Origin of the sequence: Salinivibrio sp. MA607 (genome assembly GCF_001996245.1) — a bacterium.
Lineage (GTDB): Bacteria > Pseudomonadota > Gammaproteobacteria > Enterobacterales > Vibrionaceae > Salinivibrio > Salinivibrio costicola.
Genome location: NZ_MUFJ01000019.1, coordinates 32,749 through 56,035 on the forward strand (window position 1 = coordinate 32,749; position 23,287 = coordinate 56,035).

Here is a 23,287-nt window from a genome sequence, read left to right on the forward strand (position 1 = left end):
CTTGCCGCTCTGGAAGAAAAAATCCAACAGATATCACATTGATGCTTTCACAGGCCGCTTTTTTTGCTATCTTACTGGCTTCGCAACAGATAAAAATGTGAGGAAGGCTGTCCTCTATGCCACTGAAAACCGACGAGCTTCGAACCCGTGTGGTCGATACCATGCCTACGCCTGCAGAGGTGGAAGCTGCCCACCCCGTTACTGACAGTGTTGCTCACCACATAACCACCGCACGACGTGCGATTAGCGATATTCTCAATGGCCGAGACCCTAGACTACTCGTGATCGTCGGCCCTTGCTCGATTCACGATCCAGCCGCGGCCCGTGATTACGCAGCAAAGCTCAAAACCCTAGCCGATCAATACACAGATCAATTATTGGTGGTGATGCGCACCTATTTTGAAAAGCCGCGCACCGTTGTCGGTTGGAAAGGCTTGATCAACGATCCCCACCTCGACGGTAGCGGCGACATTCGTGCGGGGCTATTCACCGCGCGTGAGTTACTGCTCGATATCAATAAAATGGGTTTACCGACGGCGACCGAGTTTCTCGATATGATTACCGGTCAGTATATTGCTGACCTAATTAGCTGGGGCGCGATCGGCGCTCGAACTACCGAATCCCAAATTCATCGCGAGATGGCGTCAGCGCTCTCAAGCCCTGTTGGGTTTAAAAATGGCACCGACGGTAATATTACTATTGCCGTCGACGCGATTCGTGCGAGCCGTGAATCGCATTTGTTCTGCTCGCCGGACAAACATGGCGCCATGACAATCTATCGCACTGCCGGCAACCCTGACGGCCATGTTATTTTGCGCGGCGGACACCAGCCGAATTATCACGCGCATGATGTACAGGCAGCCGCGAACACGCTGGCAGGTTTTGGCTTACCTACCAAGCTTGTGGTTGATTTTAGCCATGGTAATTGCCAAAAGCAGCACCGTCGTCAATTAGAGGTGTGTGCAGACATTGCCGCGCAAATCCATGGTGGCGAGCAAGCGATCGCTGGCATTATGGCTGAGAGTTTTTTACAAGAAGGTAATCAAGCAATGGGGAGTGCCGATTCACGCACCTATGGTCAGTCGATTACCGATCCTTGTCTCGGCTGGGAAGATACCGAAAAGGTTTTGGCTCAACTTGCCAACGCTGTCATGGCGCGAAAAAATACATAACCATTGATTGAACATGGGCATGTCCAGAGCATGCCCCTAACTAGGATGAGACTATGCCTTCATTTGATATTGTGTCTGAAATTGACAAAGTGGAACTCAAAAATGCCGTTGATAATGCCAATCGTGAACTGGCAACACGGTTTGATTTTCGTGGTGTGGAAGCCAATTTTGACTTGGATAAAGAAGCGGTAAAAGTGATTGCTGAGGCTGACTTTCAAGTGAATCAAATGATGGATATGCTTCGCAGCAACTTGGCCAAGCGTGGCGTTGATGCACGCGCGATGGATATTCAGGAAATGGTCCATTCCGGCAAGAGCTTTTCACAACAGGTGAAGTTCAAAAATGGCATTGAGACGCCAGTAGCGAAAAAGATCACCAAAGCGATCAAAGATGCCAAGATGAAGGTCCAGACGCAAATTCAAGGTGAGCAAGTCCGTGTTACCGCTAAGAAACGCGACGATTTACAGGCTGTAATTCAATTGATCAAAGACAGTGATTTTGAGCAACCTTTTCAGTTTGAGAACTTCCGCGACTAACGGTTTAAGCCTCGAACTATCTAAAAGCGGGCGCCTGAAGCGCCCGTTTTTATTCTTTGTGATGCCCCGCGCTACTTGTAGTTATTTTTTATCTCATCGAGCGTACCGTCCATGATCGCCTGGTCAACGCCTGCTTGCAGTTTTTCAACATAGCTGTCTGGTGTATTGTTACTTAGACTGTAATAAAGCTGTGATTCATTTAACACATGCACCACCTCAAACTGGCTGGTATCGATATTGCTCTGGCTCATGATATACGCACTCACATTTTCTTCATAAGCCCACATATCTATCCGCCCAGCGGCTAATTGTTTTGCCAACAAGTCCGGTTTCGGGGATAAACGAATTGATTTCTTGCCAACGCCCATCGTTTCTAATAGGTGTTGACCCACATCATCTCGTACCACGCCAACTTTGTAGTCAGCAAAGTCACTCGCGTTATTGATTGTTATCTCTTTGCTTTTTGGCGCCCAAACCACCACTTTGGTATCGGTAATGGGCCCAACCCATTTAAACTTATCTTCACGCTCTGCGGTGCGTGTGGTTGAAAAAAGGACCGTATTGGGTTCAGACAACGCGGTCGCATAACCACGCGCCCACGGTTGCAATTTCACTTGATCACGGCTAATTGGCTCACCCGCCGCCTTAGTCGCAGCCTCTAGAAAATCAACGGCAATCCCTTTTAACTCACCACGCTCTTCATAATTGAACGGGGGATACACCTCTGTAATATAATCTAAATCGCTTAAATTAGCAGCGAGAGTCGTGGTCGAAAAAACCAGCAAGCTGGCGGCAATAAGTGACTTCATTGGACTACCTCTTTTTACCTTCCATTAAATGTGTACAGCCAACATCTTTATTATTTGCTTTCAATCAATTGCTGTCGGTCACCGAGTAGCAAGTTTAAACCGCACTGCGTTGTGGCCTACAGGCAAAGTGTAGACCCCTCGCTCTTCTCTTGCGCAACTTTGCTAATACCCACACCGCACATTGAGGTAAAAAAGTTGAATTAGGTCACCATTCATGCCTAAACTTTACCCTTTATTGCAAATCGCCTGGGGCTATCGCTACCTAACGCACAAAAAGCGTTCGGCAAAGGACATAAAAACGCCACGAAGGCACATGATAACGCCCAACATTCGTCATCGACCCAACGAAAAGAACCATCGAGTCTGATCATTCATGAATAATCAAAAACGTCCTCTTTATATCCCCTACGCGGGGCCAGCTCTGCTAGAAACGCCACTATTAAACAAAGGCAGCGCATTCAGTGTTGAAGAGCGTAAGTTCTTTAACCTTGAAGGATTATTGCCAGACGCGATAGAAAGCATTGAAGAACAAACCGAGCGCGCCTATCAGCAATACCAACGCTTCGAAAACGATATCGATAAGCATATCTATCTTAGAAATATTCAAGATACCAACGAAACGCTGTTTTACCGACTGGTATCGAACCACATCACCGAAATGATGCCTATCATCTATACCCCCACGGTTGGGGCGGCGTGTGAGAACTTTTCCAATATTTATCGCCGCGGACGCGGGTTATTTATTTCTTATCCAAACCGCGATCGTATTGATGATGTTTTAAACAATGCGTCTCGTCACAATGTCAAAGTGATAGTGGTCACCGATGGAGAACGGATTCTGGGATTAGGCGACCAAGGGATCGGTGGCATGGGCATCCCTATCGGAAAGCTATCGCTCTATACCGCGTGCGGTGGGATCAGTCCGGCTTATACCCTTCCTATTGTTCTGGATGTAGGAACCAATAACCCACAACGGCTCTCCGATCCCATGTATATGGGATGGCGCCACACTCGGATTAGCGGCCAAGAGTACGATGCATTTATTGAAGAGTTCATCCAAGCAGTACAGCGCCGCTGGCCTGAAGCATTGATCCAATTTGAAGATTTCGCGCAAAAAAATGCCATGCCAATCCTAGAACGCTATAAAGACAAGGTGTGCTGCTTTAATGATGATATCCARGGGACGGCAGCAGTCACCGTGGGCTCATTAATTTCCGCGTGTAAAGCGGCTGGCACCAAGTTGTCTGAACAGCGGATCACCTTTTTAGGCGCGGGCTCTGCCGGTTGTGGTATTGCAGAAGCTATCATTGCACAAATGGTCGCGGAGGGCATTTCAGATGCACAAGCTCGCTCACGCGTGTATATGGTCGATCGCTGGGGTCTATTAGTCGATGCAATGCCAAACTTGCTCGACTTCCAGCAAAAGCTGGTACAAAAAAGCGAGGCACTATCGGAGTGGCAGCTWGAAGATAGCAACATCTCACTATTAGACGTGGTTCGAAACGCGAAACCCACCGTGCTCGTCGGCGTATCGGGGGCACCAGGGTTATTCACTGAAGATGTCATTAAACAAATGCATGCCACCTGTCCACGCCCGATTATTTTTCCTTTATCTAACCCCACGAGCCGGGTCGAGGCGACGCCATTTGATATTTTGCGTTGGACCGATGGTCAAGCGCTAGTTGCCACAGGAAGTCCATTTGAGCCCGTCCGTTTAGATAATGGCAAAACCTTCCCCATCGCACAGTGTAACAACAGCTATATTTTTCCRGGCATCGGGCTTGGCGTATTAGCCGTCGGGGCTTCTCGTGTTACCGATGGCATGCTAATGGCCTCATCGCGAGCACTGTCCGAATGCTCTCCTCTGGCGAAGCGAGGGATCGGCGCCCTGCTCCCACCGTTGGAGGATATTACCCAAGTATCAAAACGTATTGCGTTTGAGGTGGCTAAAGAAGCGATTGTTGAAGGCGTCGCCGCCGAGCTCTCTGATGAGGCACTGAAAAAGCGCATCGAGGAGAGTTTTTGGTCGCCTGAATACCGCGCTTACAAACGCACCTCATTTTAACCAAAGACTGACAGAAAAAGCGCCTACTCAGGCGCTTTTTTTGCTACCATTCCACCTACTTGCCGCACCCGCTATTATCGAGTGCTGTCCGTCAAAAAAAGGATACAACGCACCATGGCTCTCCGGCGCCTCGTTCGTCAGGCGATAATCACATTGGCTATACTCACAGCCCTTACTGTTATTCTCATGGCGGCTAGCGATATCGCAATCACGCTTAACGCCAAAGGGCGTATCTATAAAGATGTCGATGTATTGCCCAAACGACAAGTGGGGCTCGTACTCGGCACCAGTAAATATATCGGCAAAACCTCAAATCCTTATTACACCTATCGCATTGAAGCGGCTGAGGCGCTTTATCACGCAGGAAAGATTAACCACCTGCTCCTTAGCGGCGACAACGCTCATCGGTCGTATAACGAACCCTGGACGATGAAACGAGATTTACGCAAGGCGGGCATCGCGGAAGAAGCGATTCATCTTGATTATGCGGGCTTTCGGACACTCGATTCCGTTGTTCGCGCCAAAACGGTTTTTAGTCTTGCACGTTTTACCGTCATCACGCAGAAATTTCATTGTGAACGTGCGCTGTTTCTTGCGGATGTAAACGATATTGATGCCATCTGTTACGCGGTACCAAGCCCCAGAGGCTGGGCCGGTACCAAGATCCGCGCCAGAGAAATACTGGCACGAACTAAAGCAGTACTAGACAGTTTTATTCTTAATGTGAAACCAAAATTTACCGGACCTAAAGCACCCATAGATGGCCTCTCAAACCGATAACCCCCTTCTGACGTTATGACTAGGCGTTCTGCCATCGATGCTGCCCGAATCACAATTTTTACATTGTTTTAATCATTTGTTTAAAAACCTGCCTGCAATCGATTAACACCCTGACCAATAAAGCGTATATTAGCCATCGCTTGGTAATCTGTTATGGCTTGTTTTTGCTTATAAATCCCCGTTATCAAGCGAATCACACAAATATTATAAATAAGTACAATATCTGATAACGTTTGTAAAAGGACGCCCTATGAACCTGCAATCCCTTTCTTTACACTCCTGGAAGCTCGATCGAAAAGCCTGGATTTTATTGGCTGATATTGCGTTGTTTTTCGTTTTATATCACAGCTTACCTTTTGCCGCCGACGTAACAACTGGCCTCAGCTTACTGGTCTTTATCGCCGTGCTTTGGCTCACCGAAGCCATCCATGTCAGCATGACAGCGATATTGGTGCCGATCATGGCAGTGGGTCTCGGTGTGTTTGAAACACCGGCGGCGTTGTCAAACTTTGCTAATCCTATTATCTTTCTGTTTCTAGGTGGGTTTGCATTAGCGGCGGCATTGCAAGCTCAAGGGCTCGATCAAGCGATTGCCAATAAAGTATTAACCATCGCCCAAGGAAAAATGTCAGTGGCAGTCATGATGCTCTTTGGTGTTACCGCCGGTCTATCGATGTGGATCAGTAATACAGCCACGACAGCAATGATGCTTCCTTTGGTACTCGGTATCTTACATAAGGTGAATAATCAAAAAGATCATGGCACCTATGTTTTCGTTCTGTTGGGGATTGCTTACTGTGCCAGTATCGGTGGCATCGCGACCATTGTCGGTAGCCCACCAAATGCCATCGCCGCTGCAGAAGCAGGCCTCAGTTTCGCAGACTGGATGAAGCTCGGACTGCCTGTCACGCTTATCCTACTGCCAGTGGCTGTTGTTGTGTTGTATTTTTTAACCAAACCGAATCTTAACTACAGCTTTGATGCCGACAAACGCGGTTTTGAGTGGACCACGCCACGTTTAATCACCATTGCTATCTTTGCGCTTACGGTATCGGCGTGGATCTTCAGTAAACCCTTAAATGCCATGCTCGGTGGTCTCAGTAAATTTGACTCGATCGTCGCGCTGTCTGCGATCGTATTACTGGGTGCTGCCCGAGTGGTAAAGTGGAAGGAAGTGGAAAAGACCGCAGATTGGGGCGTTCTATTATTGTTCGGTGGCGGTATTTGCTTAAGCAACGTACTCAAAGAAACAGGCACCAGTGTATTCTTGGCGAATCACCTCAGTAGCGCGCTGACCGGCTCCGGGTTGTTCTTTACCATGCTTGGTGTCGTCGCGTTTGTTATATTCCTCACAGAGTTTGCCAGTAACACCGCCAGCGCCGCACTGTTAGTTCCCGTCTTCGCGACCATTGCAGAAGCCTTAGGCGTGTCCCCCGTGGCACTATCGGCGTTAATTGCCATTGCAGCATCCTGTGCCTTTATGCTTCCCGTTGCCACCCCTCCTAACGCCATTGTGTTTGGATCTGGGCATATTGAACAACGTGATATGATGCGGGTTGGTATGTACTTAAACCTTGTTTGTATTGTGGTTCTTGCCATTTTTACCCGTTTATTCTGGTAATCTCGCTCACTACCTGGCATTTGCGCCAGGTAGTGTTTTTCGCGTCTTCTCGTCTATCAAAATTGTTTCAATTGAGTTTCAGGTTTACACTAGCGCAACGCTTAATAACCCGTAAACGACTATGGCATTTGCAGAAATTACTGGCTGGGGTAAATGTCTCCCGCCTGCTGTGTTGAGTAATGATGACCTCAGCACCATCTTAGAAACCAATGATGAATGGATCCGCTCGCGCACTGGCATTGAGGCGCGTCGAGTGAGTCATGTAGAAACCTCGGACTTAGCAACCGTTGCTGCCCATCGAGCCCTGGCGGCTGCAGGTATCGACGCGAGCCAGTTAGACTTATTAATTGTCGCGACATGCTCGCCAGATACCTTAATTCCTAACATCGCTTCAAAGGTTCAAGGAAATATTGGCGCCCTACGTGCAGCCGCTTTCGATATGAATGCCGCCTGTACTGGATTCCTTTATGGATTAGAAACGGCCACCAAAATGTTGCAAGCCGGCCATTACCAGCACGCACTGATTATTGGTGCAGAACACCTTACTTGGTACTTGGATTGGAGCAAACGCGATACCGCCGTGTTATTCGGTGACGGAGCGGGGGCAGTCGTGGTGAGCAAAAGCGATCAAGAAGTAGGCTTGTTGGATGCGCAACTCGGATGTGATTCAGCAGGAAGAGACGTATTAGCCATCCCGGCATTTGGCACCGCTATGGATCGTTTTGATCCCGACAATGGGCATTTTTCGTTTGACTTTATCGGTCGCGATATTTTTAAACGCGCGGTGAAAGGTATGGGCTCTGCGGCAAATCAAGTGCTTGCCCGCAATCAACTTAACGCCGACGACATCGATCTTGTTGTTCCTCATCAGGCGAATAAACGGATTATTGAAACCTTGTGTGAGCATGCCGGTATTGAACTGGATAAAGCATTTATCAATATCCAGCATTACGGTAATACGTCTGCCGCAACAATTCCTATCGCCTTGTGCGAAGCGGTAGAACAAGGCGTCGTCAAGCCGCACAGTCAATTGCTCACCGCGGCATTTGGCGCTGGGCTTACCTGGGGCGCAGGACTGATTCGCTGGGGTGAGCGAACCACACCTATCGCGCAATCAAATGCAGACCTACCACCCACCGATAAAACGGCACTCGAGCTATTAGACGACGCAATTAATCACTGTCAAAAGTCGAATAAGTAGTAACGCGAGAAAGCTAAGAGCCAAAAAGCCGACAATCAAGATGTCGGCTTTTTCTTAGCAGGGTTTCATTGAGGCATTAGGTTAAATGCAAGAATGCCGCGCCACGCACTCCACCCGCATCGCCATGCTGTGCTTTAACTATATCAGGCGCATTTGCCGCTGACAGTAAATGCTGAGGTAAGCGCTCGGAAATGGCGTCATAAAGCTCATCAAAATTAGATAAGCCGCCGCCAAGCACAACCATGTCAGGATCGAACGCAGTTAAAATACCGCCTAAAGACATTGCCAACACATCAAAAAAGCACGCTACAAATGCCACTGCATCGGATTCACCCGCTCGGTAGTTTTCGATAATCTCAATCGCTGATAGAGGCTGATAAAAGTGGCCATACAATTGTTCGAATCCGCGCCCTGATAGGTAATTATCTAAGCATCCTTTGTTGCCACATCCACAATCAAACATCGGTGGGTGATCACCAAGACGCAACCAAGCATCAATCGGCATCCGCATATGACCAACCTCGCCAGCCATCTGGTTTTTACCATTAATCACCTTACCGTTAATGACTAAACCACCACCAAAGCCAGTGCCAAGAATTAAACCCAAGACTGTTTTCGCCGACTGCGCTTGCTCATCCCAGGCTTCCGATAACGCGAAACAGTTAGCATCATTACTGATACGGACTTCTCTACCAAGGCGTGCTTCTAAATCTGCACGTAGCGATTGTCCATTGGCTGCAGGCACATTGACGGTTAAAACCGTTCCATCTTCTGCTTGTGAGCCAGGAATACCAATACCAATGGTTCCCTGCCCTCCCCATTTAACATCGTATTTTTCTACCAATTGGACGATGGTTTCAATCAACGCCGCATAATCCTGCGTGGGAGTTGGATGACGCTCGGTCGCAATACGATTGAGTTGCTTGTCAAACGCGCCGAACTCAATTTTTGTGCCGCCCACATCAAAGCCGTAATACATGGCTAAGTCACCTTTGTGTTTGTTTGTCGTTATATAACCAGATTATCCACCAAAAATAGCCTCAAGTCCGTGATTCTGGCCAAGTTTCGTTGTTTTTTAACCAAACGTTAGCCATCGGCATTTTTGTGTCTCTTACATTGAGCCTGGCGATGAAGAAGCAGGGACAACGCGTCTCGCTCTGGCAACGCTTTTTGTCGTTTACCCGCCATATAGCGCTCGCTAAACACATCAAACCACTGATTCAAATATGCGGCTGCCATTTGCTCTTGATTTGCGATCAGTGCCTCTGCAGCCACTTCTGCCGTTGCAAGCTGATTCTCGCCGTGAGCATCACGCACTTGATAGCGTGATAATGCCTGAGGTTGAATACTTAAAACCGGAAAACGATCAAGCCAAGGGCTCTTTCTGAAAATCTTTTTCGCTTCTCGCCAGGTTCCATCGATAATAATCAACAGCGGACGTTTACCTGACACGCTCACAGTCGGGGCACTCACGACACGCTCAGGCATCGTATATTGAGACGGGAAAACCACAAAAGGTTGATAATCGGGATGGGACAGAAGCGCTAACATTTCAGGGTCCGGCTCTGTTCGTGACCAAATAAACGCATAGGTATCGGCGATACAGTCAGCAATCAGCCGGCCGGTATTGCTTGGCTTCAAGACCTCATCGTCATACATCAGCAGCATAAAAGCGGCGTGTGTCTTTTGAGCCGTTCGGTGGGCGCAGATACAATAATGACGAACCAGCATGCACTGCTGACAACGATCAACCCCGGCACCACGGGCTAGATAAGGGCGGGTAGCACGCGAGAGGCGTGCTTTATAAAGGCGCTGAATCGCGTGATTCTGCTCTATTTTTGACATCGCTATTTTTGACATCAAAGTATCTAGGTTATTAGTGGCTGAGTACTAACGAAATTCAACCATGGCGCCATCAAATAAATTTTTGACTAGCGCCACATACTCTTCTAAAAAGCCCACTTGCTCTGCCGTGACAGGTTGCTCCCATCGCCCGGCTAAGACTTCTTCCATATCTTCAACCACACGATCGGCTTCACGGAGTATGGTAAACCTTAACGCGGATGAGAGCCCAGGGTTTTGCTCACAAATGGTCATGATGTTAGAGGCGACGAGATCGTGCACGATATCTGCAATGGTTTCATCGCCAATGGCTTCACCGGGTTGCTCAAAGACGGTGAGATTGAACGCAAAGTGCTCGATCAGTGCCTGATACCCGTCTGAATCTACTACCATGGTTACTTGTCCTTAGACTGTTCATATATCGCTATTGTATCGCGAACATCCGCGATGTGCGCCCCCAGAGGACGAAATTAGAAAGCGAGTCACGCTTCACAGCACATCACGTGCTTTATACTGTTTCCATACACCTTATACGATTCGATGCATCTTGTACTATTCGATGCACCTTACATACGATTCCACACGCCTTATAGTATAAGATAGCATGCGCAATAACACGTACTGGCTTATTGCTCGTGTACATACAGTGGCAAAACTGTGAACGGTAAGCCTTTCTTGCTTATCCATGCCACACTTTACTCATGCAAACTGCTGACCCACTCTTCTTTGCAGTATAGCTTTGGTTTGCAGTGATGAAAATAAACCACACACTGAGCTGTTTTCACGGATACGCCCGAATCAATCGCTCACAAGGATGTAGGAAAAAACCATGAAGGTAAACCGTCCGCGCCCATTTAGTAAGAGCATTGTCAGCAAAATCGGATTAATCATGACGTTTATCACGCTGATGGTGCTCGGATTATCGGTTTCAAGCTATATCATGCAAGAGCGTGTCAATCGTGATGTAGAGCGCGCTACCCATCACGAAATTCCCAGCGCCATTATTACGATGCAGATGCTACGTTCGGTGAGCGACATGAATGCTAGCATGCTTAAATATGTCATGGGACGGCACGAATCGCTATCGGTGTTTCTAGAGAATCAACAAGACTTTGAAAACGCGCTAAAAGAACTAAAAACCATCAAACCCGATGAAAAACAACAACTCGAAAAAGTCAGTCAACTCTACGAACGCTTTCAACGCATCGCACATCAAAAAGTATTAACCGAGTTTGATCCTGTGGCTGAGCAATGGGCACGCAAGCAATTGATGCGATTATCCATTGATGTCGCTCGCCCAATTGATAACCTCGTTGCCGAACTCAAAGCCACCCAGGAGTTAAAGCAACCCGACAACTTAGCGGTATTACAATACCTTGACGAGCTCGTCGATGAAAACGGCGATATGCTTACCGAGCTAAATCAGTATTTAGAAGGTCGCACGAGTAGCCGTCAATACTTTATGGAAGATATGGTTACCTTTGAGCAATATTTGTCATTAACACAGTTCGAGCTTAATGACCCTGCCTCACTCAAAAAAATTGCGCGATTAAACAATCACTTTACTAGCTTTAAGCGCAGCGGTATTGCCATTTTTAACAATTACCAACCGAACGCCAAAGTCGCTGCCATGAAGGCAGTTCGCACGCTCAGCGATCATGAGTATCATGCGCTAGAGAATGCACTTTCCCGTTTTGCACAAGGCACAGGTAATGAAGTTACCCGCTCAATGACCGACTTACAATCTATTCTTCATTCCAATCAATTGAATCTTGGCTATTTATTGTTATTTATTTTGTTTGTCAGTAGCGGCATGTATTTTTATATTTATCAGTCTTTTACTCAGCCAATCGCCGCGCTGGCAGATTCGATGCAGCGACTGGTCGCGGGTGACATGACACCACCGTCTAGTCATTTTCAAGATAGAACCGATGAAGTCGGAAAGATTGCGCAGAGCTTAGTGATATTCCGAGCCCACATTATCTCGCGCAACCAAGCACGTGAGCAGTTGATAGCAGAAAAGGAACGAGCTGAAAGTGCATCTCGGGTTAAAGCGCAGTTTCTTGCCACCATGAGCCATGAAATACGCACCCCCATGAACGGGGTCATCGGGATGTTGGATCTACTGCGTCGCTCTTCGCTAACCCAATCCCAACACGGGTTGCTGAGCACAGTAAGAGAATCAGCCCTTTCATTGCTTTCGATTATTAACGATATTCTTGATTTCTCCCGCACCGAATCAGGAAAACTGCAGCTGGAGCAGGTTACCTTTTCTCTCTCTGAAACGGTTGATCAAGTGATGGACACGGTGAGCCACAATGCCAAAAAACAAAATGTGACATTGTCACTATTTATTGATCCTGAACTGCCTGACTCACTGATTGGCGATCCTAACCGGCTTAAACAGGTCCTTTATAACCTTGTGGGCAATGCAATTAAGTTTTCTGGCAGTCACCGTGACAAGCTGGGAAAAGTCGATGTCAAAATCACACCGTTCGACACAGGCACACCGGAAAAAACAGGATTGAACGTCACAATAGCGGATAATGGTATAGGCATCAGCCCCGACAAATTAGACACCATATTTCAACCCTTTAACCAAGCAGAATCATCCACTACGCGTGAGTATGGTGGGTCCGGACTCGGCTTAGCGATTTGTAAAAATATTATCGATTTACTCGATGGTGAGATAACGGTTGAGAGTGAACAGGATAAAGGAACCGAATTTCAAGTTCGCTTAAGTTACACCACTGACAGATTGGGTGCACCTCATCCTGCGCCACTTAGTCGTGACGATATCGACACACTGTTTATTTACCTTGATTTACCCGACGGCGAGCTAAAACACGCCATCAACCTCTATCTCAATCATTTAGGTATTGCACATGCGACAGCTAATCCAAACGAGACGCTTATCCTACAAAAGGAGGCGTCAAGCACGCCTGCGCTTGTCGCTGCCAGACATGTTCTCTTGATCACTCAAGATACAAGTGACGAGACGCGTTTTGATGCGCTTGGGGTGAAACACATCATTGCACTACGAGAGAAGCTGTCACTGAATACCCATCCTAACAAATACCTGGTCGAGCTTTTTGCCTCACCGCTCACTTATCGCCGCTTAGTGCATGGGATCCGTGTGTGTTTAGGCTTAGACAGCCCAGAGGTTAGCATGTTGGGGGAATCTCTCGAGCTAAATATTATCCCCGATATGCAAGCAAGAGAGCGCCATGGCAAATCGATACGTGGACATATACTGGTTGCCGAAGACAACCCCACTAATCAACGCGTTTTGACACAACAACTCCATTATCTCGGTTATCACGTTGTGATGGTTGATGATGGTGAACAAGCATTGCAGGCTTACCAAAGCACGCGCTTTGATCTGGTCTTAACAGACTGCCATATGCCCAATAAAGATGGTTATGCACTCGCAGCCGCATTGAGAGAGCAGCAGTCATCCACGGGATACGTCCCTATTATCGCTATTACTGCCAATGCACTCAGTGGTGAAGACGCACGTTGTTTTGCAGCGGGTATGGATGATTATATCACCAAGCCCATTGAGTTAGAGCAGCTCGAAAGCCGCTTAAGTCACTGGCTTCACCAAGGTTCCCATTCAACCACCGACAAGGCGCAAGAGGAAACGTCTACCCTCTCTGTGCAACACGAGAGCTCGCCAACCGTTTTAGATTTAAGTGTTATCGAACGACTCTATGCCGGCCAGAAACACGCTTATCTTGATATCATTGCGATATTTCGCCGACGCAGTTTACCGAGCATCAACACGCTGAGCCAGTTAGCGCCGCCGTTTACAGATTGGCAAGATATCAAAGACACAGCACATAAACAGAAGTCCGCGACAGGCAGTATTGGCGCAACAGAATTGCATCAAGCGTGCCTTGACGCCGAACATGCTGCCAACACACAGGACACACAAGCACTTGTCAAAGCGTTAGCGCAGATGCAAACGGCGATCATACGTCTGACTCGTGCGCTCGACACGCTTGAGACTTAATGTGTCCAACATCAAAAATAGTGAATCGGTGTGATCCCTTATCCGAATATCTAGAAAATCGGTGTACAAACCTCGCGTTCCGGTGCCACACTCAAGGTAAGTATCAGCAACCAAAACGGTAGTGAATAATGAGAAAAACCAAAGTTGTCACCTCCGAGGACATCCTGCTCAAACTATGTCAATCTGCCACAGCAGTGTTAACCAAAGCCACGGACTCTCCCGTGCATCATGCCGCAATGGTGCAAAAAATAGTCAAAACCAGTCTTAAGCCGGATATCGGGTGCTTTGTATTATTTGATGGCGGCTTTTCGGGACTCGTCGTGATTAACTTCTCCTCACAAGCGGCGTTAGAGATTTATCGCAACTATATGCAGCATATGGGGATCCCCGAAGAAGAGCTTGCCACTCAACATACAGCGGATGAAGTCGGTGATGTACTTGGCGAACTGACGAACCAAATCATCGGTGACTTCACAGGCAAGATTAAGCGCTCAATTCAGACGTCTATCACGCAAAACCAGCCGAAGATGATGGCGGTGAACAAAAATATCTCCGTGTCTGTCGACAGCAATATTGATAAACCTCAAGCGCGCCGGGTCAGCTTTACCACCGAAAATAATCATATTTTTTATCTAGAACTCGCGATGGAACGCACTGAATTCATTCAGCTGCAAGATTTTGAAGAAGGCGAAGAAGTCGACCCGGATTCTATTTTAGAGGCAGAAACCGTGCGTCAGCTGGAAGGAAAATCTAACGATAAAAATGAAAAGAAAGACAATGGCAGTAACGACTTGTTAGATGAACTCGGGATCTAAGCACGAACGCCCATATAAATTAACATCGAACTTAAAAATCAGCGAGTTACGCCTCAATTCGTGAACAAGTAGCCATTATTGTTGCTTGTTCGCGACCTTTTTGTGTTTTATCCACTTAATTTTCGACAAAAAACAAAATAACATTTCATCTTTTCCCGCTCACAATAATATTGAATTTATCGCTTTTGTTTCATATAAGTTACAACATTGATCACAACCTTCCCGCTCTATTACTCGTTCTTATCGTTCTTAATCGTCTATGAGTGGTTGAATTTTAGGACTTATTTTTAGTAGGTGAATAATTCTGGGTCATTTAGACTGCGCAACAAAATAATAAGGCTGGCAATGATCAGTCCATTACCCTACTGGGCACCCTGCCCACCCACAATCATTCGTGAAAAGGTCGATTCATGAGTCCAGAACACTACCTACTCGACTGGCAAACCAGTCAAACTCACTCTGAAACCATGTATCCGCTGTTGAGCCAGCTCTATCGCCAAAAAGGCGTAGAGATTCAACTCTTTGGCCGTCAGCTTATCAACGCTAGTACCATTGATATTATTAAAGCTCACCGCGTCGCACGTCGTTACACTGGCGACACATTAGCCCCGAGCCAAACCCTCCCTTTAATCGAAGCGATGGCCGAACTCGACCTGGCCCCGAGTAAAATTGATATTGGCCAGCTGGCGTGGACGTACTGGCAATCACATGACAGTGAGCATGGGATTACTGATTTTCTTCATAGCCAATTGAATCACTTAATCGGCACTGGCAACAGCGTCGAGCCCAAAGATGTGGTGCTTTATGGTTTTGGCCGTATTGGCCGGTTACTCGCACGTCTACTGGTTGAGAAAAGTGGGCCAGGCTATCCATTACGTTTACGTGCGATAGTGGTCCGTGGTGGCAAAGAAGGCGATTTGGAAAAACGCGCCAGCTTATTGCGTCGTGATTCGGTGCACGGTCCATTTAATGGCAGCATTACTGTGGATGAGACCCGTAATGCTCTGATCGCCAATGGTAATTTCATTCAAGTCATTTATGCCAATAACCCAACTGAGGTCGACTATACCCAGTATGGCATTCACCATGCCTTAGTGGTCGATAATACGGGGATGTGGCGTGATGAAGAAGGACTCGGTCAGCATCTTGATAGCAAAGGGACAGACAAAGTCTTGCTAACCGCCCCAGGTAAGGGCACGCTTAAAAATGTGGTGTTCGGTGTCAATCATGATGTCATTGGTCACGATGACAAAATTATCTCCGCCGCCAGTTGCACCACCAATGCGATTACCCCAGTGCTCAAAGCCATGCAGGATAAATTTGGCATTGATAGTGGTCATATTGAAACCGTCCATTCGTTTACCAATGATCAAAACTTAATAGACAACTACCACAAAGGCGATCGACGTGGTCGTTCAGCATCACTCAACATGGTACTGACGTCGACGGGCGCAGCAAGCGCGGTAGCAAAAGCATTGCCGGAACTAAAAGGAAAACTCACTGGCAACTCAGTGCGTGTCCCAACCCCGAATGTCTCGATGGCGATTGCAAACCTCAACCTCAATCACGCCACCAACAAAGATGAAATCAATGCGTACCTGCAAGACGTCGCGCTCTACTCGCCGCTTTCAGGCCAAATCGATTATACCCAATCCACCGAACTCGTCTCGAGTGATTTGATTGGATCTCGCTTTGCTGGCGTGGTAGATAGCCAGGCGACGATTGCCGAGGGTAATCGCTGCGTACTGTACATTTGGTATGACAACGAGTTTGGATACAGCTGTCAGGTCATCCATTGTATGGAGAAAATGATGGGGGTTCGCTATCCTGTGGTCCCTCAGCCGGAATCGTTATCATAAGCAACACAGCGTTATCATAAACAACAAAAGGCCCATCAAGGGCCTTTTTTACGTGCGCGTTTTAGGTCTGACTAAGACGACTGGGTTGCCGTCAATGGTGATGCTTGGCTCACCGGCTTAATTAACGCATAGACTAAACCTGTCACCAAGGTACCGGCCGTAATGGCGGCGAGATAAAGCAAGACAGGGCTAATCGCATTTGGGATGAGCAAGACAAACAAGCCACCGTGCGGCGCCATTAATTTCGCGCCAATCAACATTGAGATCGCCCCCGTTAATGCGCCACCGGCAATACACGATGGAATAACACGCATCGGGTCTTTCGCTGCAAACGGAATCGCGCCTTCTGAAATAAAGCACAGTCCTAAAACGAATGACGCTTTACCTGCTTCTTGTTCGGCATCGTTAAACTTGCGTTTGGCAAGGAAAGTCGATAAACCCATTCCTAATGCCGGCACCATGCCTGCAGCCATAATGGCAGCCATTGGCATGTAGGTACCGCTTTCAATCAATCCAACGCCAAACGTATACGCGGCTTTATTCACCGGGCCACCGAGATCAAAGCACATCATGGCGCCGAGTAACACGCCCAAGATGACGGCATTGGTTGAATTCATGCTTTGCAAGAAGGTTGTTAAACTTTCCATCGCCACCGAAACGGGGCCACCTACCACATAGATCATCACCAAACCGGTAAATAAACTGGCCAATAACGGGATCACCAATATGGGTTTGAGCGCTTCCATTGAAGCCGGTAAGCTGACTTTGTCCGCAACGAACTTAGCGCTGTAACCGGCAATAAAACCAGCCAGAATACCCCCTAGGAAGCCCGCGCCTGTTGAGGCTGCAAGCATACCACCGATAAGCCCGGGTGCCAGGCCCGGACGATCCGCGATAGAAAAGGCAATAAAGCCCGCCAGTACCGGGACCATCAGCGCAAACGCGCTACCACCGCCAATTTCCATTAAGGCCGCTGCAAGCGTCCCTTCTTCTTTAAACGCCTCAATACCAAACACAAACGAGAGCGCAATGGCTAGCCCCCCGGCCACAACCAAAGGCAACATGTGTGACACCCCGGTCATAAGGTGTTTATAAACGCCACTCCGTTCAGCTTGGTTTGCAGTGCTATTCGCGGTATTGGTTTGTCCGGCTTGGTGAACATGGGCGTTCGCCAAAGCATCATCCAAACTTTGTGCCGCTTTTTTCAACGCGCTCCCAGTACTGGTTTTATATAAACGTTTACCGGCAAAGCGACTGAGATCGACCTCAATATCCGCCGCGATAAAGACAAGATCCGCTTGTTCAATGTCTTGATCAGTTAAGTTATTTTTCGCCCCCACCGAGCCACGTGTCTCGATCTTAACCTGATACCCTTTCGCCTTCGCGGCTTCTTCAATCGCTTCAGCGGCCATGAAGGTATGAGCAACGCCCGTCGGACACGCCGTGATCCCGACAATACGAACCGATTGTTCGTCACCACTTTCACTGGATACGGAAGCCTCATAAGGCTGGGCCTGATTCGAGACCGACGTCAACACGGCCTGTGCGTCCACCATGACTTCATCAAGGCTTGCCTGGTAAACAGGTTTACCATTAAAGCGCGCCGTCTCTTTTGGATCGCCAACGAGCAGCACGCGATCGGCGTGTTCTATCTCTGCGGCTGACAATACTTTTGTCGATTGGACACTCGACTGACACTCTATTTGTGCCGTCCATCCTTTTGCATCGACGGCTTGCTCGAGAAGCCCCGCCGCAATAACAGTATTGGCGACACCACTAGGGCATGCCGTAACAATGACCAGATTCATACCTTCTACCCCACTTATGGATTGGTTTTTATTGCGCATGCACTGACAACTCAACAGGCGACACGCTGATTTGTTCGGATAATTGATTCACGTTTTCATGATTGCTCACCCCCACTCCCACTTGAGTGACGGCAAGCGCCGATATGGCAACGGCACGGCGAAGTGCTGTTTCTTTACTCAGCCCAGCTTGACAGCCAGAGACCAGCCCCCCGACCAAGGAGTCCCCCGCACCAACGGTACTCACCACCTGCTGGGCCGGCGCTACGGCTTTTAACCAGCCTTGATGATCGCGCCACAATACCCCATCAACCCCACGCGAAATGACCACGTTAGCGATCCCTTGGTTAAAGAGCTGTTCACCACGCGCTAATAAAACAGATTGCTCATTACTGATAGATTCATCAAGACACTGCGCTAACTCCGCTTCATTGGGCTTAACCAACCAAGGCGTTGCATCAATGGCAGCACGAAGCGCGTGTTGACTGGTGTCGACGACCACTTTTTTGCCCGCTTCTCGCAAGGTGCTAATCCACATCACCAGCTGTTCAGTGGTGACACCTGGCGGTAAACTGCCCGCCAATACGATCCATTCATGGCTTGCTGCCAGTGCGTGCAAGGTCTCGGTCAACGCATCAATATGGGTCGGGTCTACCGCCATGCCGGGAAAATTTAAATCCGTTACCCGGCCTGTATTTTCTACCAGCTTGACATTGGTACGGCTTACCCCTGGCACGCGCAAAAAGTGATCGGCAACGCCGTGTTCAGCAAAAAGCTGGGAAAATGGGTCTTGATTGTCTGCACCGAGAAAGCCAGAGACCGACACAGTGGCCCCTAAATCGCTTAACACACGTGCAACATTGACGCCTTTTCCTGCAGGATGCAGGGTATAGTTTTGCACCAAGTTGACATCACCCGGTTGCAATACCCCGACACTTCCTGTCATATCGAGAGCTGGATTAAAGGTGACGGTTAAGATGGCACTCATGCGTGTTCTCCTAATCCGTCTTTAATGGCATTCCCGAGTGCAGAAATCGCCTGCGCTGCATCCGAACCTTGCGCGGTAAAGTGCAATTGATGACCATGTTTTACCCCTAAGGCAATCACTTTCATCAAGCTCTTCGCATTGACCGAGTCTGATTGAGTCGACGCATTGGCAACTTGAATATCCGCATCAAATTTTTTCGCAGTGTTGACCAACATTGCCCCTGGACGTGCATGCAAACCATGCGTATTGGTGATGGTAAATGTACCGTTTTCACCTTCTTGAATCGCTTTATCGGTCGCTTTTTGACGTTCATCGGTCGACGCCGCCGCTGGCGATGCCCCTGTTGACGTCTGGGGACTGCATGCGTTAACCAGCGCCTGTGGCGAGAGGTCAATACAGGTCGCCAATTGATCGTCGGCTTTCCACTGCGTTAAGGTTTTCAAGACAGGAAGATGGGCCGCATTATTCGCTGCTATGCACCAAAGTGCATTGACAGACTGCGCGTGATGCGTCAATGACGTTGCTGGCATCACAACGGATACGCCTGTTTGTTCAACGCCTTGATTAACCCCAAGCAGCCAATGCCCTTGACCCAAATGAATAGGATTGCCTGCCACTAACTGGCTCACGCCCTCGTGATTGATACAATGATGGTTTTTGAGCAGGCCGGCTCCCACCGCTTGGAGGGTAGTCATGTCTGAAGCTGGAAAGCCGCTCAGTATCATCTCTGGTTTAAAGGTTAGGCTTTGTGCGCCGGTTGTTTCACCATTGAGGATCGCAACGACCTCTTCAGCACGCTCAACCTTTTGCAATGCTTCCTCAACGCCCTCTTGAGATAGCACACGGGTTAACTGGCGTAGAATACTAAGGTGCTCATCAGACTTAGCGGCAATACCAATGGCCACATAAGCAAGATTTCCGTCTCCCCAATCCACACCATCAGGGAAATGAAAAACCTGCACCCCCGTTTGTTTAACCTGATCACGGGTATCGGTTGTGCCGTGTGGAATGGCAATCCCACTGCCCAAATAGGTACTGGTTTGTGCTTCTCGCGCTAACATGCCGTCTTGATAGCCGGCCTCTACCAGTCCTTTTTGCGTCAGCAAACCGGCAATGGCTTTAATCGCGTCTTGCTTGGAGGCAGCATGTTGCTGCATATGAATATCTTGTGCGTTAAGTGCCAGCATGAGGGCTTTCCTCTTATATCAATGCCAAGTGCAAAGGGTCAGTGCCAAGTGCACGGGTTAATCGTTTTTGTCACGCCAGACCACGCTGTCATGACGGTATATCGGGATCAGGGATTGGTCTTCATTCACGTTACTTCAGACCCTAATAATGTTTTTTTGTGTACAGTCTTTCGCTATACCATTTGGCTGAATCGTTTCAGCTTTTGGCGGCAATTACCCGCGTTATCGATGAAATGAATCTCATCGTTACTGTCGATTCATTCTAGCCACGATTATCGAAACACGACGCAATAAATAACATTCGTGTGATGGTGACGCGATTTACATCCAAAGCTGAAACCTTTCAGCTTTAAGGCTGAATCGTTTTAGCTTATAATGCAAGCCTATTATTGATCGGGTATGTGCAAACTTTGATCGCATTCACAAAGCCATCAATAACGATCGGCGCACTAAGGATTCGTTTATGAAGCTAGATGAAATAGCCCGCCTTGCTGGGGTGTCACGCACAACAGCCAGTTATGTGATTAATGGTAAAGCCGACCGTTACCGGATCAGCGAGCAAACACGTCAACGCGTGATGGCGGTGGTCGAGCAACATAATTATCAACCTAACCGCGCAGCGACGGCATTACGAGCAGGCACGACCCATACACTGGGCTTAGTGGTTCCGGATCTTGCTAATACCAGCTATGCAACGTTAGCCAAACTCTTTGAACGCAAAGCGCATGATCAGGGTTATCAGGTGATTATTACGGGATCAGACGACGATCCTGAGCGAGAAAAAACGGTTGCACAGACGCTAGTATCCAGAAAGATTGATGCCTTAATTGTGGCCTCTTGTTTACCGGCCGATAATGCCTTTTATCCGAAACTACAGCAGCAAGGCACCCCGATTATCGCGATTGACCGTGGCTTAGATGCCACACAATTTGCCAACGTTTTAACGGACGATGCGAAAGGGGCTTATCAGCTGACGGATCGCTTGATCAGCCCAACCGATGTCTATCAAGCTGGGTTAATCGGTGCAGTACCGGCTCTGGCGATATCTCAAGATCGTGAGCAAGGTTTTTTTCAGGCATTACACGCACAGCACGTCGAGGGACAAGTACGCTATGGCAATGCCTTTAGCCGTTCAGAAGGACAGCGATTAATGACCGAATGGATAGACGCTGGGGATTTACCCGATGCGCTTTTAACGACATCGTTTACCCTTTGCGAGGGTGTGCTGGATGCGATTCGTCAGACCGGTATCGCCCCCACAGCCCTGTATTTTGCCACTTTTGGTGATAGCCGTATTTTAGACTTTCTGCCTTTTGGTGTGCAGTCTTTGCCGCAGCAATTTGAAGCGATCAGTGATGCTGCCTTAAGCCTTGCGGTGTCTGCCGCTCAAGGCGATAACCAGCCTGGCGTGATTACCGTCGAGCGTCAGCCAATATGGCGCCCACATCAAACCCAGGCCTGGGTTGGCCTCAATTAATAGCCCGTCGCTTCCATAAACCCGCGGCCTGTTGCGCTTCCTTGCACGCGCACTGGCCCTTCCCAATACGGCACACTCAGCGCCATCCAACTTTGCGCATTGAGTGGCTGCGTAGTGATGTTAATCCCTTCGTCTGGTACTTGTATCTGCCAGGCTATCGGCAAACTGATCCCCTCGCGCATTTTGGCATGGCTAATAGGTAACATCCGAATATCCGATTGCGCTAAGACCACAATGCGCCCATTTGGATACGTTAATGAGCCAAACATAAAGGGCTGACTGCCTCGGATTTGGGTGACCATTAACGCGCGACCATCGTCTAAATTAAGCCCGAACCAATCCCATCCGCTTTGATCCGATGCCATCGCACCGCTAGACCATTCTTTATCGAACCACCCTTTTCCCGAAACGGGTATTGTCTCACCGTCGATGATAAGCTGACCTTCAATGATCAATTGTGGCAGAGAAAAGTAATAAGACGCTGACGGCTCATTGGCATGGCGAATACTGTATCCTTGCTCGCCCTGTTTCACGCGCAAGCCACCGTCAGCCACCTGGAGTGCGAACCCCAATGTTGCATCCTTATCGGACCATGATGCACGAACTTGCGCCGGTAAAGGTTGCTCGCCCCCCTGCCATTGCCAATCATCCAGCCAAGCCTGAAATGGTGACAGCGTCACGCCAGTCTGACCAATACCACCACGGGCAAAACGCTCGGCTTCCCACTGTTGATCGGCACGCGTAATAGCAACATGCGCCATATAAAGCTGCTGGTTTGCCCATCCTGTTTGGTGGCGAGGACTCAGCGCACGGCGAAATAGGGTCCATTGCACACCGTATTCTTGTCCCGCATTATCCGTCAGTGTGGCTGTCAAATACCACCATTCCGTGGCAAATGCAGGATGAGAGGCCATATCCTGCGGATAAAGAGGTGTATAATCAGGCGTAACAGCGGCAAAGCCACCTTGTTGGCCAAACACATCAAAGCCATCCGCTAAGTCGGTCGACGATGAAGGCTGTTTTCCCAACCCAATCAAGACCCCCAACACCATCACTCCGATTAAGCCAAACACTACACGGCCAATAGGGCTTAACTTTCGCTGACTTGATCTCAC

The 23,287-nt window shown here is 48.5% G+C and carries 18 protein-coding genes; 10 read left to right on the forward strand and 8 right to left on the reverse strand.

The window, feature by feature from the left end:
- The first annotated feature begins 116 nt into the window (after nt 1-116).
- A complete protein-coding gene (locus BZG81_RS10235) occupies nt 117-1,172 on the forward strand; it encodes a 3-deoxy-7-phosphoheptulonate synthase (RefSeq protein ID WP_021023237.1) in 1,056 nt (351 codons plus the stop codon).
- A gap of 53 nt (nt 1,173-1,225) precedes the next feature.
- Nucleotides 1,226-1,708: a YajQ family cyclic di-GMP-binding protein gene (locus BZG81_RS10240; protein ID WP_077677294.1), complete on the forward strand. Its 483-nt coding sequence runs from the start codon at nt 1,226-1,228 to the stop codon at nt 1,706-1,708.
- A 71-nt stretch (nt 1,709-1,779) separates the two neighbouring features.
- On the opposite strand, the gene BZG81_RS10245 is transcribed toward BZG81_RS10240, so the two are convergent.
- Nucleotides 1,780-2,517, reverse strand: coding sequence for a substrate-binding periplasmic protein (locus BZG81_RS10245; RefSeq protein WP_021023239.1), 738 nt, complete (start codon nt 2,515-2,517; stop codon nt 1,780-1,782).
- A gap of 373 nt (nt 2,518-2,890) precedes the next feature.
- Between BZG81_RS10245 and BZG81_RS10250 the strand changes: the two genes are divergently transcribed.
- From BZG81_RS10250 to BZG81_RS10265, 4 genes are all read left to right on the forward strand, one after another.
- Nucleotides 2,891-4,582 carry an NAD-dependent malic enzyme gene (locus BZG81_RS10250; RefSeq protein WP_077677295.1) on the forward strand — a complete coding sequence of 564 codons (1,692 nt, stop codon included), beginning with the start codon at nt 2,891-2,893 and terminating at the stop codon, nt 4,580-4,582.
- Between the two features lie 114 nt (nt 4,583-4,696).
- The gene (locus tag BZG81_RS10255) at nt 4,697-5,362 is read left to right on the forward strand and encodes a SanA/YdcF family protein (protein ID WP_077677296.1); all 666 of its coding nucleotides are present in this window, start codon (nt 4,697-4,699) and stop codon (nt 5,360-5,362) included.
- Between the two features lie 250 nt (nt 5,363-5,612).
- Nucleotides 5,613-6,983, forward strand: a complete 1,371-nt coding sequence (locus tag BZG81_RS10260) for an SLC13 family permease (protein WP_077669072.1) — start codon at nt 5,613-5,615, stop codon at nt 6,981-6,983.
- A 121-nt stretch (nt 6,984-7,104) separates the two neighbouring features.
- Nucleotides 7,105-8,184 (forward strand): ketoacyl-ACP synthase III, encoded by a 1,080-nt coding sequence (locus BZG81_RS10265; RefSeq protein WP_077669071.1) that lies wholly within the window; start codon nt 7,105-7,107, stop codon nt 8,182-8,184.
- Nucleotides 8,185-8,260: 76 nt separating this feature from the next.
- On the opposite strand, the gene nagK is transcribed toward BZG81_RS10265, so the two are convergent.
- The 3 genes from nagK to BZG81_RS10280 all read right to left on the reverse strand — a co-directional run bounded on the left by nagK (nt 8,261) and on the right by BZG81_RS10280 (nt 10,419).
- Nucleotides 8,261-9,163, reverse strand: coding sequence for an N-acetylglucosamine kinase (gene nagK / locus BZG81_RS10270; RefSeq protein ID WP_077677297.1), 903 nt, complete (start codon nt 9,161-9,163; stop codon nt 8,261-8,263).
- Nucleotides 9,164-9,270: 107 nt separating this feature from the next.
- A complete protein-coding gene (locus BZG81_RS10275) occupies nt 9,271-10,044 on the reverse strand; it encodes a tRNA-uridine aminocarboxypropyltransferase (protein WP_241827383.1) in 774 nt (257 codons plus the stop codon).
- A 30-nt stretch (nt 10,045-10,074) separates the two neighbouring features.
- Nucleotides 10,075-10,419 carry a DUF3802 family protein gene (locus BZG81_RS10280; RefSeq protein ID WP_021023245.1) on the reverse strand — a complete coding sequence of 115 codons (345 nt, stop codon included), beginning with the start codon at nt 10,417-10,419 and terminating at the stop codon, nt 10,075-10,077.
- A gap of 436 nt (nt 10,420-10,855) precedes the next feature.
- Between BZG81_RS10280 and BZG81_RS10285 the strand changes: the two genes are divergently transcribed.
- The 3 genes from BZG81_RS10285 to BZG81_RS10295 all read left to right on the forward strand — a co-directional run bounded on the left by BZG81_RS10285 (nt 10,856) and on the right by BZG81_RS10295 (nt 16,715).
- Entirely contained in the window at nt 10,856-14,041 is a 3,186-nt protein-coding gene (locus BZG81_RS10285) for an ATP-binding protein (RefSeq protein ID WP_077677298.1), read from the forward strand.
- A gap of 128 nt (nt 14,042-14,169) precedes the next feature.
- Nucleotides 14,170-14,856 carry a DUF3334 family protein gene (locus BZG81_RS10290; RefSeq protein ID WP_077677299.1) on the forward strand — a complete coding sequence of 229 codons (687 nt, stop codon included), beginning with the start codon at nt 14,170-14,172 and terminating at the stop codon, nt 14,854-14,856.
- Nucleotides 14,857-15,266: 410 nt separating this feature from the next.
- The gene (locus tag BZG81_RS10295) at nt 15,267-16,715 is read left to right on the forward strand and encodes a glyceraldehyde-3-phosphate dehydrogenase (protein WP_077677300.1); all 1,449 of its coding nucleotides are present in this window, start codon (nt 15,267-15,269) and stop codon (nt 16,713-16,715) included.
- Between the two features lie 71 nt (nt 16,716-16,786).
- Here the strand turns inward: BZG81_RS10295 and fruA are convergent, their stop codons facing one another.
- Genes fruA through fruB form a run of 3 tightly spaced genes read right to left on the reverse strand, consistent with a single transcriptional unit; the run spans nt 16,787 to nt 20,695 of the window.
- Nucleotides 16,787-18,523, reverse strand: coding sequence for a PTS fructose transporter subunit IIBC (gene fruA / locus BZG81_RS10300; protein WP_077677308.1), 1,737 nt, complete (start codon nt 18,521-18,523; stop codon nt 16,787-16,789).
- Nucleotides 18,524-18,551: 28 nt separating this feature from the next.
- Nucleotides 18,552-19,508, reverse strand: a complete 957-nt coding sequence (gene pfkB / locus BZG81_RS10305) for a 1-phosphofructokinase (RefSeq protein ID WP_077677301.1) — start codon at nt 19,506-19,508, stop codon at nt 18,552-18,554.
- The gene (fruB, locus tag BZG81_RS10310) at nt 19,505-20,695 is read right to left on the reverse strand and encodes a fused PTS fructose transporter subunit IIA/HPr protein (protein WP_021023251.1); all 1,191 of its coding nucleotides are present in this window, start codon (nt 20,693-20,695) and stop codon (nt 19,505-19,507) included. Before fruB ends, pfkB begins: the two co-directional genes overlap by 4 nt.
- Nucleotides 20,696-21,158: 463 nt before the next feature.
- Here fruB and cra point away from each other — a divergent pair, with 463 nt between their 5' ends.
- Nucleotides 21,159-22,172, forward strand: coding sequence for a catabolite repressor/activator (gene cra, locus BZG81_RS10315; RefSeq protein WP_077460580.1), 1,014 nt, complete (start codon nt 21,159-21,161; stop codon nt 22,170-22,172).
- Here cra and BZG81_RS10320 read toward each other — a convergent pair.
- Nucleotides 22,169-23,287, reverse strand: coding sequence for a lipocalin-like domain-containing protein (locus tag BZG81_RS10320; protein WP_198533645.1), 1,119 nt, complete (start codon nt 23,285-23,287; stop codon nt 22,169-22,171). The genes cra and BZG81_RS10320 overlap by 4 nt on opposite strands.